The following is a 16,720-nucleotide window of genomic DNA, read 5'->3' as shown; positions in this document are numbered from 1 at the left end:
GTCATGTTTGTTTTGCGATATGTTTCAATCGCTGTATATCTTGACGTTTTGCATGTTCAGTTTTCAATGTTCATTTTTGTGATGTCGTTTTTTGCGACTTCTCTAGTCTATCATTTCATCTTGCGAGAGTCAAGAAGTTTTTTTAAAAATATTATTTGTTTCATAACATTTTTCGTTTCGTTCTTGACGACGTTTATTATCTTACAACATACAATTATTCATGTCAACAAAAAACGAGCATTTTTTTTGCTCGTTTTTTTCTCTATGCATGAAACTGCTTTACTTTATAGTAACGATGCATGATTTGATTACTTTTTGTTGGTTGTTCTACTATTAAAATGAGTCCTTTTTCTACAAGGAATTCAATAAAAACCTCTAAATCAACTGAGTAATTCTTTAATTCCTGATGTTCATGTATTTCTTGAATAGTCCAAAATTCCTTTTGTGATAAAACATCTACTATATGAGCAGCTCCATCTTTTGTTCGAGAATGGATTAAAAACTCGCTCGCTAAGAATAGAAGCTCCAATCTTTTCTCAATCGTTTCTTTACTACAAATTAACTCATCATAAAGTTTGTATATGGATGGATCTAGCTGCTTGACTTGTTTCCATACAACTACCTCTGGATGCATTCCTTTTTCAAAGACCGTCAATCTAGCTAAATGATGTAGTGAGTTAACAATATGGGAGGAAGCATCTAAATAATTTAGTTGTTCAAAAAATAGTTTCGCCTTCATATAACTTCTGCATAATTTAGAAAATTCTATTCCCATTCTAACTTTTCTTGCACTGTTAGGGAATTCGTCTAACTCCTTTTTTAAACCATCAATATATTCGTTGCGATCAAACACAACTCTTCCATTTATGATCCAATCTATTAGTTTAGGGTTTGAGCCAATGATTAGCCACTTTCTCAGTTGGCGCTCCGTCACTATATGTAATGCTGCTTTTTTGTTTTGAAAAGAGTAATGCTTTGTAAAAACAGGTCGGGAAGATTCTTTTGTAATAATTAATAATATAGAATCAAATGTATCTGTTATCGGACTAAACTCCTCTTTTTTCTCGATAACAAAAATCCCTAAAGTATTTGGATCACTAGCTCTTTCTTGGTAGATGGGTCTTAATAACGCTTCCATTGCGAAAGCCTCCTTTGCTTGCTATAGCTATATATTAACTTTCTACAAAAAAATAATGTATCCTCTCTCCAAACCAAAATATGTTATAGTGAATGTAGAAATAGGAGGATGAGAAATGAAACCCTATAAAAATAAAATAAATAGAATAAGATCCTTTGCTCTTGGATTAATATTCTTTGGCTTTATTATAATGTATGGCGCAATATTTTTCAGAGAGAGCGCTATCTTAGTTACAATCTTTATGACACTTGGCTTACTGTGTGTAATTGGTAGTACTGCAGTATATGGCTGGATCGGTCTTTTATCAACCAAAGCCGTACAAGTAATATGCCCTAACTGTAACAAGCCAACTAAAATACTTGGACGAGTAGATATGTGCATGCATTGCAACGAGCCCTTAACATTAGATCCTACGCTAGAAGGACAAGAGTTTGACCAAAGCTTAAATAAGAAGAGATAACAGCACTCCGCTTCTAGCGAAGTGCTTTTCTTATAATAGTATACTAAAAAAGCTGGGAGGATGTAATCTTGCTTATTGTATCTCTTATCGAGCGACTTGCAATAATAGCTACAATTGCCTTCTTATTAACACGGTTACCTTTTTTTCGAGATTTATTTGATTATCACAGACGAATGACGACGAAGAAGCGCATTTACCTGACAATAATTTTCGGATTATTCGGTATTCTTGGTACTTATACAGGAATAGTCATCAATCCGCTTGCAGATTCAGCTGGAAGATGGACAGGCGGTTTAGCACAAGAAGAGGCACTAGCGAACTCCAGAGTTTTAGGTATAGTCGTTGGCGGCCTTCTGGGAGGTTTCCGAATAGGCTTTGGAGCAGGCTTGATTGCTGGGATTCATCGGGTTTATTTAGGTGGTTTTACTGGTTTGGCTTGTGGCTTAGCAACTATTATTGCCGGTTTAATCGCTGGGCTAATTGGGAGTAAACTCCGTAAGAAAACGCTCTTCATATCCCCTTGGGTAGCTTTTCTAATTGGGGCAATGACGGAAGCGATGCAAATGGGAATCATCCTTCTAGTAGCAAAACCAACTTATCAAGCACTAGCTTTAGTTGAAGAAATTATGGTCCCAATGGTGCTCACAAATGCTATGGGCTCAGCCATTTTCATACTTATTATAAAAAGTGTATTAGATGAGGATAACCGGACAGAAGCGTATGGTGCCCATAAAGCTTTGGAAATCGCCGAATCATCCATTGAATTTTTACGTAGCGGCCTTTCTTTTCATTCGGCAAATAGAGTTTGCGAGCTGATTTATTCTAAAACTCCCTCCCTAGCCGTATCCATGACCAACAAGGATACAATACTTGCACACGTGGGCAATGAAAGTAACCATCACATTGCCGGGAGCCCTATTCAAACAGAAGCAACACGTCAGGTTATTCAAACTGGTAGCCTAAAAGTAATAGGACGAAGGGGAATTCTTTGTGACCAACCAGCCTGTACGCTCGGGGCTGCGATTATTGCTCCCTTAAAGATAAAAGAAGAAACCGTCGCCACCTTAAAAATATATGTCTCTAATGAAAGAATGCTTTCTCCCTCTTTAGTAGAACTTGTAAAAGGGTTAAGTAACATCTTTAGTCACCAACTAGAATTATCCGAGCTGGAGGAATTGAAGGAATTGGCCAAAGAGGCCGAAATAAAGGCATTACAGGCGCAAGTAAATCCACATTTTTTATTTAACGCAATGAACACGATTGTTTCTTTAATAAGAACTAACCCAAATAGAGCAAGAACCTTATTAGTTTCCCTAGCCCACTTTATTAGACAAAATACAGAAAACTCTTCCTCTGGAATGATTACACTACAAAAGGAGGTAGAACTAATCCAAACCTATTTATTAATAGAAGAAGCCAGATTCGGAGATCGTGTAAAAATTTCTTATAAAATCGAGGAAAGTGCTTTACATGTACTTATCCCTTCTATGGCAATCCTTACATTAGTACAGAACTCCTTTAAGCACGGCTTGCAAAAAAAGAAGGAAATCCTCATTGAAATCATCATAAAAGACGGTGGAGATTATATCGCTATATCAGTGACTGACAATGGGAATGGGATTGAAGCAACTAAAAAGAAAATACTCCTGCAGAACAAAGTGGAATCAACTAATGGTTCAGGTATCGGCTTATATAATTTACACCTCAGACTCAAAAAAATGGTACACCCCACTGCTGGCTTACAAATTGCTAGCGATGCAAATGGAACTTGTATCTCTTTCTTTATTCCGAAGAAAAGAATCAAGAAAAAGGAGAGGATAACCCAATGACTATCCAAGTAATCGTAGTAGATGATGAACGGTACAGCAGAGAGGAGTTAGTTTATCTTTTAAGTAAGTTTAAAGAAATAAAAATGGTAGGCGAGGCAGATTCTGCTGAAACAGCTTTATCCTTAGTAGCAAAGCTAGAACCGGATGTCGTATTTGTAGATATAGAAATGGTAGGAATGAACGGCTTAGAATTCGCCAACATTATGAAGAAATTTCAACGACCACCTTTAATTGTTTTTGCCACAGCCTTTCCCCATTATGCTGTAGAGGCTTTTCATGCCAATGCCATCGATTATCTATTGAAGCCATTCGATGAAATAAGAATAACAGAAACCGTAAATAGAATCATACAACAATTACAACCGAATAGACTTAAAAATCCTTTTAAGCTAGCTGTTCAAGAAGCAGACCGAATCTTGTATATTGATCCAGCTACGATTTTGTTCATCGCTAGAAGTCATAAAGAAACAATAATTCGTACAAACACCGGTGAGTTTACAAGTAAACATTCATTAAAGGAGCTAGAAGAAAAATTAAGTGGCTATCATTTTTATAGAACTCATAAGAGTTTTTTAGTAAATGTGCATCATATTTGTGAGGTCTCCTCCTGGAATCAAAGCATATATAACATTAAGGTCACAGGGATTCCAGACCAGATACCTCTTAGCAGAAATTATATAAAGGAGTTAAGAGAACTGCTTGAAATATAAATTCTAAATGGGTTTGAATTTCAATCGCTCAATTCTACCTCTTAAGCATCGAAATGAACATGTTAATAGTTTCTCGTACAATAAACTGATTATTTAAAATAGACTATAAAAAAAGAGGAGGCTAACAGAATGATAACCTTTATTGTGTCAATCGTACTTTTAATAGTAGCTTATTTCACTTATGGTAAATACGTGGAAAAAGTATTTGGAGTGAAAGAGGAACGTCAGACACCCGCATATACCATGTCTGACGGTGTAGATTATGTACCTATGTCCAAAAATAAAAACTCGCTTATCCAGCTACTAAATATAGCTGGAGTGGGCCCCATCTTCGGTCCTATTATGGGCGCTCTTTATGGACCGATTGCTTTTCTTTGGATTGTTTTAGGTGCAATTTTTGCCGGTGCAGTACATGATTATTTAACTGGTATGATTTCTTTAAGAAATAAGGGAGCCCATTTACCGGAGCTAGCAGGAAAGTTTTTAGGAAAAGCCTTTAAGCATGTAGTAAATGCATTTGCTCTTTTATTATTAGTTTTAGTAGGAACAGTGTTTGTTTCCTCTCCTGCAGCTCTGCTTGGAGATCTTACCTCAAGCTGGTTATCTGTTGGAGGCTGGGTAGTCATTATTTTCGCTTACTATATCTTAGCTACTGTACTTCCAGTTGATAAAATCATCGGTAGGCTCTATCCATTTTTCGGCGCTTTGCTTCTTATAAGTGCTGTCGGTATAGGAGTTTCGTTGTTTGTAAAGGGATATACAATACCTGAGTTAAGCTTTACAAATATGCATCCAGATAATTTGCCTATCTTCCCGTTATTATTCCTTACTATTTCTTGCGGGGCTTTATCTGGCTTTCACGCAACTCAATCTCCGATTATCTCACGCACTACGCAAAAAGAGGGTCAGGGGCGTTATATTTTTTACGGAATGATGATCGCTGAAGCAATTATCGCAATGATCTGGGCTGCTGCAGCAATGTCTATTTTTAATGGTCAAGATTTAAACGAACTACTGAATACTGTAGGAACTGCAGGAATTGTAAAAGAGTTATCTATGACCACATTAGGAGCGGTAGTTGGAACAATTGCTGTGTTAGGAGTTGTGGTACTCCCTATTACATCTGGAGACACCGCTTTCCGTAGTGCCCGTATGATAGTGGCAGATTATATTGGAATGGGCCAAAAGAAGATATCTAAACGCTTTTTGATTGCACTCCCAATGTTTGCTATATCTATCGCTTTAACACAAATTGATTTCACTATACTGTGGAGATACTTCTCTTGGGCAAATCAATCTACTGCAATGATTGCACTTTGGGTCTGTGCTATGTACCTGGCACTTCAAAGAAAGAACTTTTGGATTGCAGCAATACCAGCGACTTTTATAACGATGGCAACGTTCACCTATATATTTAACGCAAAAATAGGGTTTAATCTATCTATGCAAACCTCTTATATTTTGGGAGCCATCGTTACAGTCATTATTATAATAGGCTTCTTCTGGGGTCTCAAAAAGAAGCTTGATGCTGACCAAAAAGGCTTTACCCCTATAAAACTAGATGACGGACTTGGTACAAAAGCTTAATCTTCTCATGGACCCAGAAACAAATAGATGGCACTTACGATTTTACAATCGTAAGTGCCTCTTATTTTTCAAATACTTTTAGAAGACATTAGTCAAAGAGGACAAACTCCAGAGGGAAGGAGAAATTACGACAGTTTGTATCCCTGTCTAGGGCTTTGCAGGGTAGATACTCTCGTATAGCGTGTGATTACTCTCGGTGACGCTTGGTTTATTCTCGGATGGACTTCTTTTATTTTCGGATAGCCAGGTTTTACTCTCGTTCGGATTCAATACTCTCGGTTAAGGCGACTTTATTCTCGGATAGCATCCATTTACTCTCGTTCAGCACTCCAGTAAAACGGTGGAAGGCATTGGCGATTCCTAAACCGAAAATGGACCACCCTCCAACCTTGAGGATGGTCCGTTTTATTACAATCAAAAAAGAGGACCTACCGGAAAAGTAGCGTCCTCCTATTTAATAGTAGTTATTGAACTTCTGTCGCATGCTCTTGGCAGTCCGGACATTTGCCGTAAATCTCCATTCGATGGGAGCTTACTTCAAAGCCAGTTATATGAGAAGCTAAGTGCTCTACTTCATCAAGTCCTGGGTAGTGAAAATCAACGATCTTTGCGCATGAATTACAAATCATATGATAATGATCATTCGTAATGAAATCAAATCTGCTCGAAGAATCTCCATAGGTTAACTCTTTGACTAAGCCAGCCTCTCTGAAAACACGCAAGTTATTATATACTGTCGCAACACTCATGCTAGGAAATTTACTTTCAAGTGCTTTATATATATCGTCCGCTGTCGGGTGAGACATGGATTGAATAATAAATTCCAAAATCGCATGGCGCTGAGGAGTTATACGTACACCGGTGGATTTCAGTGTATCCAAAGCATCTCTTAAATGTACTTCCGTCATCGCAATGCACCTCTCCATATATTATAGGATTATTATATTATAATAAGTATAAAGAAGAACCCTATCCATGTCAAATTTTAGACCATTCGTATAGTAAAACCCCTAATATCCTCTTGTTACATCCACTTCATTTAGGAATTCTTTTTTATTATGTAACCAATGAGTTAAATTATTAGAAAAAATATCAAGAGCACGTACTAAGTATTGAGAAGAGTGACTCGAAACATGCGGGGATACAATTACATTCTCCATACTCCAAAATGGATGTCCATTTTTCAATGGTTCTTCTTCAAAAACATCTAATACTGCAAACGCTATGTATTGTTTCTCTAGTGCTTCTAAAAGCTCCTCTTCTTTTACAAGGTCACCTCTACCAAAATTCATAAAGATAGAGGTGGGCTTCATTTTTTGAAGATGTTTACTGGTCAGCAATCCTCTCGTTTCCTCTGTACTTGGTAATACAGAAATAAGGATATCAGCAGCTGGTAAAGCTTGCTCTAGTTTTTCAAATGAGACCATAGATTCCATATATTCTGCCTTCTGTCCACTTCGGTTACATCCGATTGTTTTTACTCCGAAAGCCTGTAATAGCCTTCCGACTTCTCCACCGATAGCACCCGGTCCAAGTATGAGGGCTGTAGAGCCGTAAAGCTCTGAGGACGGTAGGCGTTTTACCCACTCTCCCCTCTTCTGATTTTCTCTCATCTTATGAAGCGACTTTTTTACAGAAAGAAGATGTCCGATAATCGATTCAGCCATTGGTATTTTATGAATCCCTCTAACGTTTGTTACTAGGATGCCCCTCTCCCCAATTTCCTTTAGTGGCATCTTCTCCATTCCTGCCGAGGCCACCATGATCCACTTTAACCTTTTAGCGGATGCTAGCAGTTCCTTCGAAAGATCTTCTCCATAGGTAACGAGAACTTCGGCAACAGAAAGCCTCTCTTCATTTATTCCCTTCTGAAAAGTAAAATGCACCTCCGGAAACTTTTGAACAAGCTGCTCTTGCAATCTTTCATTTGGCAATAAAGAAAATAACACCTCCACCCTATTCCCCACCTTCTTTTAATGATTTAATAGTAGACAACACTTCCTCCACATGGCCCTGCACCTTCACCTTTCTCCATTCCTTCACAATTGTTCCAGTAGGGTCAATTAAAAAGGTCGAACGCTCGATTCCCATATATTCCTTGCCAAAATTCTTTTTCAACTTCCATACTCCATAAGCTTCTGAAACCTCATGTGTATCGTCTATCAATAAAGAGAATGGAAGACCATGCTTTTCAATAAATTTCTGGTGTGCTCTTTCGTCATCAGCACTAACACCCAATATTACTGCATTCAGGTCGGAGAAATTAGTGTGATTTTCTCTAAAATCACATGCCTCTGTCGTACAACCTGGAGTCGAATCCTTTGGATAAAAATAAAGAACAACATACTTTTTCCCAGCAAAATCTTTTAGAGAAACTTGCTCTCCTTTTTCATTCTTCAACGTAAACAATGGTGCAGACATACCCTCTAATACCAATATAATCTCCTCCTCTTTTCTTCCTATGGTAACGAAGTTCCCTCATTTGTTCAATTTCTTTAGCCTTTTCTAACAATATTGTCTAAAATAAGAAAGAACGTATTTGCTGGTAGACATGAAAGCTGATACGTCATATACTTTACTACCTTGAACAATAATTATTGGAGGTTATACAGATGAATCACACCCAATCTGAACATATACAAGCAGAAGCACTTGAACATATTGTAGGAGGCGTAAACAGTCCTTCAAGATCCTACAAAGCAGTAGGAGGAGGAGCTCCAGTTGTAATGGAACGAGCAGAAGGAGCATATTTTTACGATGTAGATGGCAATAAGTACATAGATTATCTTGCCGCTTACGGACCAATTATTACTGGTCATGCCCACCCACATATTACAGAAGCAATAACGAAAGCAGCCCAAACAGGATTACTTTATGGAACACCTACAAAGCATGAGGTTGTTTTTGCTAAAATGCTAAAAGACGCTATTCCATCTATGGATAAAGTGCGTTTTGTAAATTCAGGTACAGAGGCAGTCATGACGACTATCCGTGTAGCTAGAGCCTATACTGGCCGTACAAAAATCATGAAATTTGCTGGCTGCTATCATGGACATTCTGATTTAGTACTAGTTGCAGCTGGTTCTGGTCCTGCAACTTTAGGAACTCCTGACTCCGCAGGGGTGCCACAATCAATTGCTCAAGAAGTGATTACGATCCCTTTCAATGATCCAGCTGCATATCAAGAAGCAATGGAAAAATGGGGAGATGAAATTGCAGGGATTTTAGTGGAGCCGATTGTCGGAAACTTTGGGATGGTAGAACCAAATGAGGGATTTTTACCACTTGTGCACAAACTTGCTAAAGAAAAAGGCGCTTTAGTGATTTATGATGAAGTTATCACTGCTTTCCGTTTTCACTATGGAGCAGCCTCCACTATGCTTGGTCAGACTCCTGACTTGACAGCACTCGGTAAAATCATTGGTGGAGGTCTTCCAATCGGTGCTTATGGCGGGAAAAAAGAAATAATGGAACAAGTTGCTCCATTGGGTCCTGCTTACCAAGCAGGTACAATGGCCGGAAATCCTGCTTCTATTCAAGCTGGTATTGCCTGCTTAGAGGTTTTACAGCAGCCTGGCATATATGAAGAACTAGATAGACTAGGTGCAATGCTAGAAGAAGGAATTTTGAAAGCCGCTAGGGAACATAACATAACTATTACGATCAATCGTATTAAAGGTGCACTTTCTGTATACTTTACCGATGTAAAGGTAGAGAACTATGAACAGGCTAAAGCAAGCGACGGTGAAATGTTTGCTAAATTCTTCAAGCTTATGCTTGCACAGGGCATTAACCTGGCTCCTTCCAAATATGAAGCTTGGTTCGTAACTACTGCACATACAGAAGAAGATATTAAAGAAACTATTGTTGCTGTAAATAAAGCTTTTGCACAATTAAATGAGAAAAGATAATGTTTTAAGAAAGGGTAGGATGCAATGAAATTAGGAGCACGTATATTTAAAACAGGAGTAGCGATTGTCTTTGCTTTATTAGTAGCGGAACTGCTCCAGCTTCCTAGCCCTGTATTCGCAGGCATTGCTGCTATCTTTGCTATACAGCCATCCATTTATCGCTCCTACTTAACAGTAATCGAGCAAGTACAATCCAATCTGATTGGTGCAGCTGTGGCAGTATTATTCGCTTTACTATTCGGTAATAACATCGTTGTAATAGGCTTTGCTGCTATTGTAGCAATCACTATTATGATAAGCTTCAAGCTGGAGAAAACAATCTCTTTAGCATTGGTAACCGTCATTGCGATCATGGAAATACAGGGAGAAGATTTCCTTACGTTTGCCTTAATACGATTTTTAACAATATTAGTAGGGGTGCTTTCTGCTTTTATTGTAAATATGGTTTTTATACCTCCCAAGTTTGAAACGAAGCTGTTTAATTCCATTCATTTTACACAGGATGAAATCATTCGCTGGATTCGTATCTGTGTTAGACATGCTTCTGACCACCAATCCACCAAGCAGGCAATAGCACAGATAGAAAACAGACTTAGTCGAATTGATCAAATTTATTCCTTCTTCAAAGAAGAAAGAGTTTACACCAAAAAATCACTTTATTCAAAGGGTAGAAAGACAGTCGTCTACAGAGAGCTTATTGCTATTTCCTATAGAAGTCTAGACGTTTTGAGCAGACTGCATCAGCATGAGCATGAAATAATGAGCCTACCTGAGCATTTCAGAATGATGATTAAAGAAAGGTTAGATGCATTATTAACCTACCATGAACAGTTGCATCTGAAGTTTTTAGGCAAGCTTAAAGCTGAGCATATAGATTGGAATAGAGAAAATGCCTTTTTACAAAGACAAGAAGTAATGAACATCTTCTTACAGCAAATAGCTGTGACGATTGAAGAGGAAGAAGAATTTTCCACCTACCATTTGCTTCATCTTCTATCCGCTATCCTTATGTATGAAGAGCAATTAGAGCATGTAGATCGACTCATCACTTCCTATCAAAATTTCCATAGCAACGAGCTTACCGTACAGGTAGAGGAATCACCCTTCTAACTGCAAAAAACATCATTTTTCTCTTTTGAGAAGAATGATGTTTTTTATTATACGAATTAGTTTTTCATTTTTGGATCTAAGGCATCCCTCAAACCATCTCCCATTAAATTAAACCCTAATACAGTCAGCATAATTGCTAGACCTGGGAATATTAAAGTCCAAGGGGCGTTTGTTATATAGTTCCTTGAATCAGCTAGCATCTTGCCCCATTCTGGTGCTGGTGCTTCTGCTCCTAATCCAAGAAAGCCTAAAGCCGCTGCCTCTATGATAGCTGTAGCAACCGCAAGTGTACCCGATACAATAACGGGAGCCATAGAGTTTGGCAGGATATGCGAAAATAATATACGAATGTTTTTCATTCCAGTTGCTCTGGCCGAGGTTATGTATTCCTCTTCCTTTATACTCAGTACTCGAGATCTAATTAAACGACCGAAGTTAGGAATATTAATAATTGCTATCGCTATTAATGCGTTCTGAAGAGACGGCCCTAAAATAGAAACGATAGCAATAGCCAATAGAATACTCGGAAAAGCTAGCATAATATCAAAAATACGTGAAATTATAACATCTACCCACTTACCATAATAACCGGCGATAATTCCTAAAATACTTCCCACAATAACAGAGCCAATTACCGAGAAGAAACCAACCCATAGAGATATTCTTGCCCCTAAAATTACCCTAGAGAATATATCCCTTCCAAAATCGTCTGTTCCAAACCAATGTGTACTAGAAGGAGGCTGCAGCCTTGATTTTAGAAGCTGATCATTCATTCCATACGGTGCTATCCACGGAGCAAAAATAGCAATTAGAATAAATGTAAATACAATGGTTGTTCCTACTAAAGCAATCTTATTCTTTCGAAAGCCTCTCCACGCCTCTCTCCATGGACCAGTTGTAGAATCGTCACTTGGAATAGAGTGAGCAGTCTGTATCGGAGCTGTTTCAGACATATCTATCCCTCCTTCTAGTCATATTTAATCCTTGGATCAATGATTCCATACAAGATATCAACCAACAAGTTAATCATGACAAATATAAACGCAACAACTAATATGCCAGATTGGATGACTGGATAGTCTCTAAATTGAATAGCATCATAGATATATCTTCCGATCCCCGGCCAGCTAAAAATAGTCTCTGTGAGTATCGCTCCTCCAAGCAGAAGCCCCATTTGTAAGCCGATAACCGTTAATACCGGAATCACAGCGTTTTTTAATGCATGCTTGTATACAACAAAAAACATTCTTTGCCCTTTTGCTCTCGCAGTACGAACATAATCTGCTCGCATTACCTCCAGCATGCTTGATCTTGTCATTCGAGCAATAATAGCCATCGGAATAGTTGCCAACGCAATACTTGGTAGTACTAAATGCTTCAACACAGTAACCAGCTGATCAAACCGGCCATTTAGGATCGTATCAATGATATATAAGCCCGTAATAGTAGAGATAGGGTCACGTGCATCCGATCTCCCCCCAGTTGGGAAAAGATGCAGTTCAATACCGAATATCCATTGCTCCATCAAACCAAGCCAGAAAATTGGAATAGAAACTCCGATTAAGGCAAAAATCATCGCTAAATAATCAAACCAGGAGTTCTGGAACCACGCAGAGATAATTCCAGCATTTACTCCTACGATAACCGCAATGATTATCGCAAATAAGGTCAGTTCAAAAGTTGCAGCTAGATACGGCCAAATCTCCGAAGCTACAGGTTGTGCGGTTCTAAGTGATTCTCCTAAATTCCCTTGAAATAACTGAATTAGATAGTCAAAGTATTGGACGTACCATGGTTGATCCAATCCTAGCTTTAACCTAAGAGCCTCTATTGCATCCTGTGAGGCTAGCTGTCCAAGAATCACCTGTGCTGGGTCTCCTGGAATTGCATGTATAATCATAAAGACAACAAAGGTCATCCCTAGCAAAACAGGTATCAACTGTAATAATCTTTTCCCTATAAAATGTAACAAAGTCAGTGTTCACCTCTTCCTCTTTCTCTTCGAAGCGTTCTGTCTATCTAGACAATAGAAAAACTGGAGAATAGTTCCCTTTTTTAGCTTTTAGACGTTTTAAAAAAGGAAGAAATCGTTAGACGATTTCCTCCTTCAATCATTACTGAAAATCAACATTCGCTAATTTGTCTGAACCAGTTGGATGAGGTAAGAAACCTGTTAAATCTGCTTTTCCTGCTAATAATGGTGTAGAGTGAGCAAGCGGCACCCAAGGAGCGTCCTCAAAAATAATTTCTTGTGCTTGTTTGTATAATTCAATACGCTTCTCTTCATCGATTTCAGACTGCGCTTCGATTAGAATATCGTGAAGTTGATCATTTTCATAATACGTATAGTTATTGCTTCCGATATTGTCTTGATCTAATAATACGTATAGGAAGTTATCAGCATCGCCATTATCACCAGTCCATCCAAGAAGGAATGCATCTGCTTCTCCATTTCTAGCTTTCTCTAAATATGTTGCCCATTCATAAGAAACGATTTTTGCTGTTACTCCAATGTCTTCTAAGTTTTTCTGTATAACTTCTGCAACTTTCTTTCCATCTGGCATATATGGTCTTGGAACCGGCATTGCCCATAATTCCATCTCAAAACCATCTGGTAATCCTGCTTCCGCTAAAAGTTCTTTTGCTTTCTCTGGGTTGTATTCATACCCCTCGATTTCATCGTTATAACCACTAATGGAAGTCGGTATTGGGTTTTTCGCTACGTCTGCTCTCCCTTCAAAGAAAGCGTCCACAATGGATTGTTTATCAATTGCATAATTCATTGCCTGACGAACCTTTACGTTATCAAAAGGAGGACGAGTTGTTGTTAATCCTAGATATCCTACATTCATCGATGGTCTTTCATATAGCTGAAGTTTAGAATCTCCCTCTACTTTTGCTCCATCCTCCGGATTAATTCCATCCGCAAGGTCGATTTCGTTATTAATTAATGCATTTAAACGGGCAGCGTTATCCGGAATAGAACGGAATACAACTCTATCTAATTTTGGTAAACCATCAACCCAATAATCTTCAAATTTTTCAATTGTAATTGTTTCGTTACGCTTCCACTCAACAAATTTAAATGGTCCTGTACCTACTGGATTATCTCCAAATTTATCTCCATCAGCTTCAAATGCAGTTGGACTAGCAATGCCAAATGGACTCATTGCAATATTTTTCAAGAATGGAGCCTGTGGTCTTTTCAGCTTAAAGACTACCTTATACTCTTCTTCAGCAGTTACTGATTCAATCACATGCCCTTCGTCTCCAGCATATCCTCCAAACATAGAACCATAATAATAGAAGCTTTCTTCAGAGCCATTTGCCCAGCGCTCGAAGTTCTTTACTACAGCCTCTGCATTAAAGTCAGTCCCATCATGGAATTTAACGCCTTCCTCCAAAATAAAGGTGTACGTTAATCCATCCTCTGACGTAGACCAATCCTTTGCTAGACCCGGATGGATCGTAGTATCTTGGTCACCAAAGTTTAATAATGTCTCAAATAAGTTCTGTGTCACTTTAAAGGATTCTCCGTCTGTTACAATTGCAGGATCCAAAGATACTGAATCCCCACCTCGACCAAAGACTAAGACTTTGTTACCTTCGGATTCATCACCATCTGCTTGATCTCCATCATCTGCTCCACAAGCAGCTAAAATTGTCCCTAATACAAAAAACATTAATAAAAAAGACAGCAACTTTTTATTTCTCATATAGACCCTCCACATTTTGATTATTATCAATGCTGCGTTCATTATATAAATGGCACGCAACAAATTGACCGGAATTCACTTCTTGCAATGCTGGTACTACCTTTGAACAGATATCCATTTTAAAGGGACATCTGGTATGAAATGTGCAGCCCGATGGTGGATTAGATGGACTAGGTATGTCTCCCTCTAAGATGATTTGTTCCCGCCTGAAATCTGGGTCTGGCACTGGAACAGCTGAAAGTAGCGCTTTTGTATACGGGTGTAAAGGCTCCGCATAAAGACTTTCACTTGGAGCAAGCTCTACTAATTTTCCTAGATACATTACTCCTACTCGGTCACTAATATGTCGAACAACACCAAGATCGTGAGCAATGAAAATATACGTAAGCTTCAATTCCTTTTGAAGGTCCTGCATGAGATTTAATACTTGAGCTTGAATAGAGACATCTAACGCAGAGACTGGCTCATCTGCAATAATGAGCTTCGGATTTGTCATCAATGCCTTTGCTATTCCAATTCTCTGCCTCTGCCCACCACTAAATTGGTGAGGATATCTTTTAGCGTGATATTTACTTAATCCTACTGTTTCTAGCAGATCGTATACCTTTTGTTTTCGTTCTTTTGGATTGCCGATATTATGAACAATTAATGGTTCCATTAATATTTTTTCTACTGTGTGGCGTGGATTAAGAGATGCGTATGGATCCTGAAACACCATCTGTATCTCTCTTCTAAGCTTTCGCATAGCTGCCTCTGATAAAGCTGTTATTTCCACACCATCAAATACAACTCGACCATCTGAGGGTTCTAACAGTCTCATAAGCATTCTTCCTGTTGTTGACTTACCACAACCTGATTCCCCTACAATGCCCAGTGTTTCTCCTGCATGAACATGAAAGGAGATATCATCCACAGCTTTTACAAATCCAGCTTTTCTTCCTAGTAAGCCTTTTCTAATCGGAAAATACTTCTTTAAGCCTTCAACTTCTAACAACGGCTTTGTCAATGTCCATTACCTCCTTCTCGTCATATAAGAAACATCTTGTTTTATGCCCAGCAGATGTTTCATACAAAGGAGGATTTTCTTCCACACAGCGAGCAAACGCATACTCACATCTCGCAGCAAAGCGACAGCCTTGTTTAACAGTGCCTGGCTTCGGCACGTTTCCAGGGATAGAGTATAAACGTTGCTTCTTAAATCTCATGTCCGGAACAGATGCAATAAGCCCTTTTGTATAAGGATGCTGTGGATCCTTAAAGATTGTTTGAACCATTCCTTCTTCTACAATTTTTCCAGCATACATGACAACGACCCGCTCACATACTTCTGCAACCACTCCTAAATCATGAGTAATTAGAATCACAGCTGTGTTTAACCTTTCATTCAAGTCTTTCATTAGCTTTAAAATCTGTGCTTGAATGGTTACATCTAGAGCAGTTGTAGGCTCATCTGCTATTAATAGCTCTGGGTCACAAACAAGTGCCATTGCAATCATTACTCTTTGCCTCATCCCGCCAGATAGCTGATGTGGATACTCCTTCATCAATTCCTCTGCTCTTGGAAGTCCCACAAGCTTCAGCATTTCAATTGCCCTGCTACGTATTTGTTTTTTACTCCAATCTTTCTTATGTAACGCAATTGCCTCTTCTAATTGGTTACCAATGGTAAAAAGAGGATTTAAAGAGGTCATTGGCTCTTGGAAAATCATCGCTATTTCATTTCCCCTGATCTTCCTCATCTCTTTTTCAGAGAGGTTTGTTAGATCCTTCCCTTTGAATAGTATTTGTCCATTTGTTATTCTACCTGGAGGACTTGGAACTAAGCCCAAGATAGATAAAGAGGTGACACTTTTCCCACAGCCGGATTCTCCGACAATTCCAAGGATTTCTCCTTTCTTGACCTCAAAACTAATACGGTCAACTGAAGGGATAACTCCCTCATCTGTAAAAAAGGATGTCTGAAGCTCTTTAATCTCTAGAATCTTATTCTTGTCTGACATTTGGATGCTCCTTTTTTACTTTTTCTACAGAACTAGGCATGTTCATTTGCTAAAGCATGGTTTGCATATCTTCACTTGCTACAGCCCTCTTTTTATCAGGGTCGTACTTCTCATTCACAAAATCTAGCAAACCTAAAATTTGTCATTTTCTTTATTTTCAGTATTATTGTAATTTTACATAATCTATCAATAGTTTCAATAGTTTTAGAATAAACACAACTATTTACTTATTTTTCAAATTCATATCTAGGTAAAAAAA

Annotated in this window: 15 protein-coding genes; 6 read left to right on the top strand and 9 right to left on the bottom strand. The window is 38.4% G+C overall.

All coding sequences use genetic code 11. The features are described 5' to 3' along the window. Positions 1–262: 262 nt before the first annotated feature. Positions 263–1,138: a nucleotidyltransferase-like protein gene (locus AC1ECF_RS08970; RefSeq protein WP_480389066.1), complete on the bottom strand. Its 876-nt coding sequence runs from the start codon at positions 1,136–1,138 to the stop codon at positions 263–265. Between the two features lie 115 nt (positions 1,139–1,253). Here AC1ECF_RS08970 and AC1ECF_RS08965 point away from each other — a divergent pair, with 115 nt between their 5' ends. The 4 genes from AC1ECF_RS08965 (at position 1,254) to AC1ECF_RS08950 (ending at position 5,724) form a co-directional block, all read left to right on the top strand. Further along, complete coding sequence (locus AC1ECF_RS08965) at positions 1,254–1,598, top strand: YgzB family protein (protein ID WP_480389065.1); 345 nt, start codon at positions 1,254–1,256, stop codon at positions 1,596–1,598. Positions 1,599–1,666: 68 nt separating this feature from the next. Further along, positions 1,667–3,427, top strand: a complete 1,761-nt coding sequence (locus AC1ECF_RS08960) for a LytS/YhcK type 5TM receptor domain-containing protein (RefSeq protein ID WP_480389064.1) — start codon at positions 1,667–1,669, stop codon at positions 3,425–3,427. Next, complete coding sequence (locus tag AC1ECF_RS08955; protein WP_480389063.1) at positions 3,424–4,137, top strand: LytR/AlgR family response regulator transcription factor; 714 nt, start codon at positions 3,424–3,426, stop codon at positions 4,135–4,137. Before AC1ECF_RS08960 ends, AC1ECF_RS08955 begins: the two co-directional genes overlap by 4 nt. Positions 4,138–4,266: 129 nt before the next feature. Continuing rightward, complete coding sequence (locus tag AC1ECF_RS08950) at positions 4,267–5,724, top strand: carbon starvation CstA family protein (protein ID WP_480389062.1); 1,458 nt, start codon at positions 4,267–4,269, stop codon at positions 5,722–5,724. Positions 5,725–6,188: 464 nt separating this feature from the next. On the opposite strand, the gene perR is transcribed toward AC1ECF_RS08950, so the two are convergent. The 3 genes from perR to bcp form a co-directional block, all read right to left on the bottom strand. After that, positions 6,189–6,632 (bottom strand): peroxide-responsive transcriptional repressor PerR, encoded by a 444-nt coding sequence (gene perR, locus AC1ECF_RS08945; protein WP_480389061.1) that lies wholly within the window; start codon positions 6,630–6,632, stop codon positions 6,189–6,191. A gap of 102 nt (positions 6,633–6,734) precedes the next feature. Beyond that, positions 6,735–7,679, bottom strand: a complete 945-nt coding sequence (locus AC1ECF_RS08940; RefSeq protein WP_480389060.1) for a D-2-hydroxyacid dehydrogenase — start codon at positions 7,677–7,679, stop codon at positions 6,735–6,737. A 1-nt stretch (position 7,680) separates the two neighbouring features. Further along, positions 7,681–8,163, bottom strand: a complete 483-nt coding sequence (gene bcp, locus AC1ECF_RS08935; protein ID WP_480389073.1) for a thioredoxin-dependent thiol peroxidase — start codon at positions 8,161–8,163, stop codon at positions 7,681–7,683. Positions 8,164–8,336: 173 nt separating this feature from the next. Between bcp and AC1ECF_RS08930 the strand changes: the two genes are divergently transcribed. Together AC1ECF_RS08930 and AC1ECF_RS08925 are read left to right on the top strand one after the other, a co-directional pair. Then, entirely contained in the window at positions 8,337–9,635 is a 1,299-nt protein-coding gene (locus AC1ECF_RS08930; RefSeq protein WP_480389059.1) for a glutamate-1-semialdehyde 2,1-aminomutase, read from the top strand. 24 nt (positions 9,636–9,659) lie between these two features. After that, positions 9,660–10,745: an FUSC family protein gene (locus AC1ECF_RS08925; RefSeq protein ID WP_480389058.1), complete on the top strand. Its 1,086-nt coding sequence runs from the start codon at positions 9,660–9,662 to the stop codon at positions 10,743–10,745. 56 nt (positions 10,746–10,801) lie between these two features. Here the strand turns inward: AC1ECF_RS08925 and AC1ECF_RS08920 are convergent, their stop codons facing one another. From AC1ECF_RS08920 to AC1ECF_RS08900, 5 genes are all read right to left on the bottom strand, one after another. Then, a complete protein-coding gene (locus tag AC1ECF_RS08920; protein WP_480389057.1) occupies positions 10,802–11,698 on the bottom strand; it encodes an ABC transporter permease in 897 nt (298 codons plus the stop codon). Positions 11,699–11,712: 14 nt separating this feature from the next. Further along, positions 11,713–12,717: an ABC transporter permease gene (locus tag AC1ECF_RS08915; RefSeq protein ID WP_480389056.1), complete on the bottom strand. Its 1,005-nt coding sequence runs from the start codon at positions 12,715–12,717 to the stop codon at positions 11,713–11,715. 142 nt (positions 12,718–12,859) lie between these two features. Then, on the bottom strand, positions 12,860–14,461 hold the full coding sequence (locus tag AC1ECF_RS08910; RefSeq protein ID WP_480389055.1) for an ABC transporter substrate-binding protein: 1,602 nt from the start codon (positions 14,459–14,461) through the stop codon (positions 12,860–12,862). Continuing rightward, positions 14,451–15,467: an ABC transporter ATP-binding protein gene (locus AC1ECF_RS08905; protein WP_480389054.1), complete on the bottom strand. Its 1,017-nt coding sequence runs from the start codon at positions 15,465–15,467 to the stop codon at positions 14,451–14,453. The genes AC1ECF_RS08910 and AC1ECF_RS08905 overlap by 11 nt, the downstream gene beginning before the upstream one ends. Then, positions 15,442–16,461, bottom strand: coding sequence for an ABC transporter ATP-binding protein (locus AC1ECF_RS08900; RefSeq protein ID WP_480389053.1), 1,020 nt, complete (start codon positions 16,459–16,461; stop codon positions 15,442–15,444). Before AC1ECF_RS08900 ends, AC1ECF_RS08905 begins: the two co-directional genes overlap by 26 nt. Positions 16,462–16,720 lie beyond the last annotated feature (259 nt).

It is taken from the genome of Psychrobacillus sp. Z3-81 (genome assembly GCF_056620325.1).
Note: the sequence above shows the minus strand (reverse complement) of the source record. Positions and strands in the feature narration are given on the sequence as shown.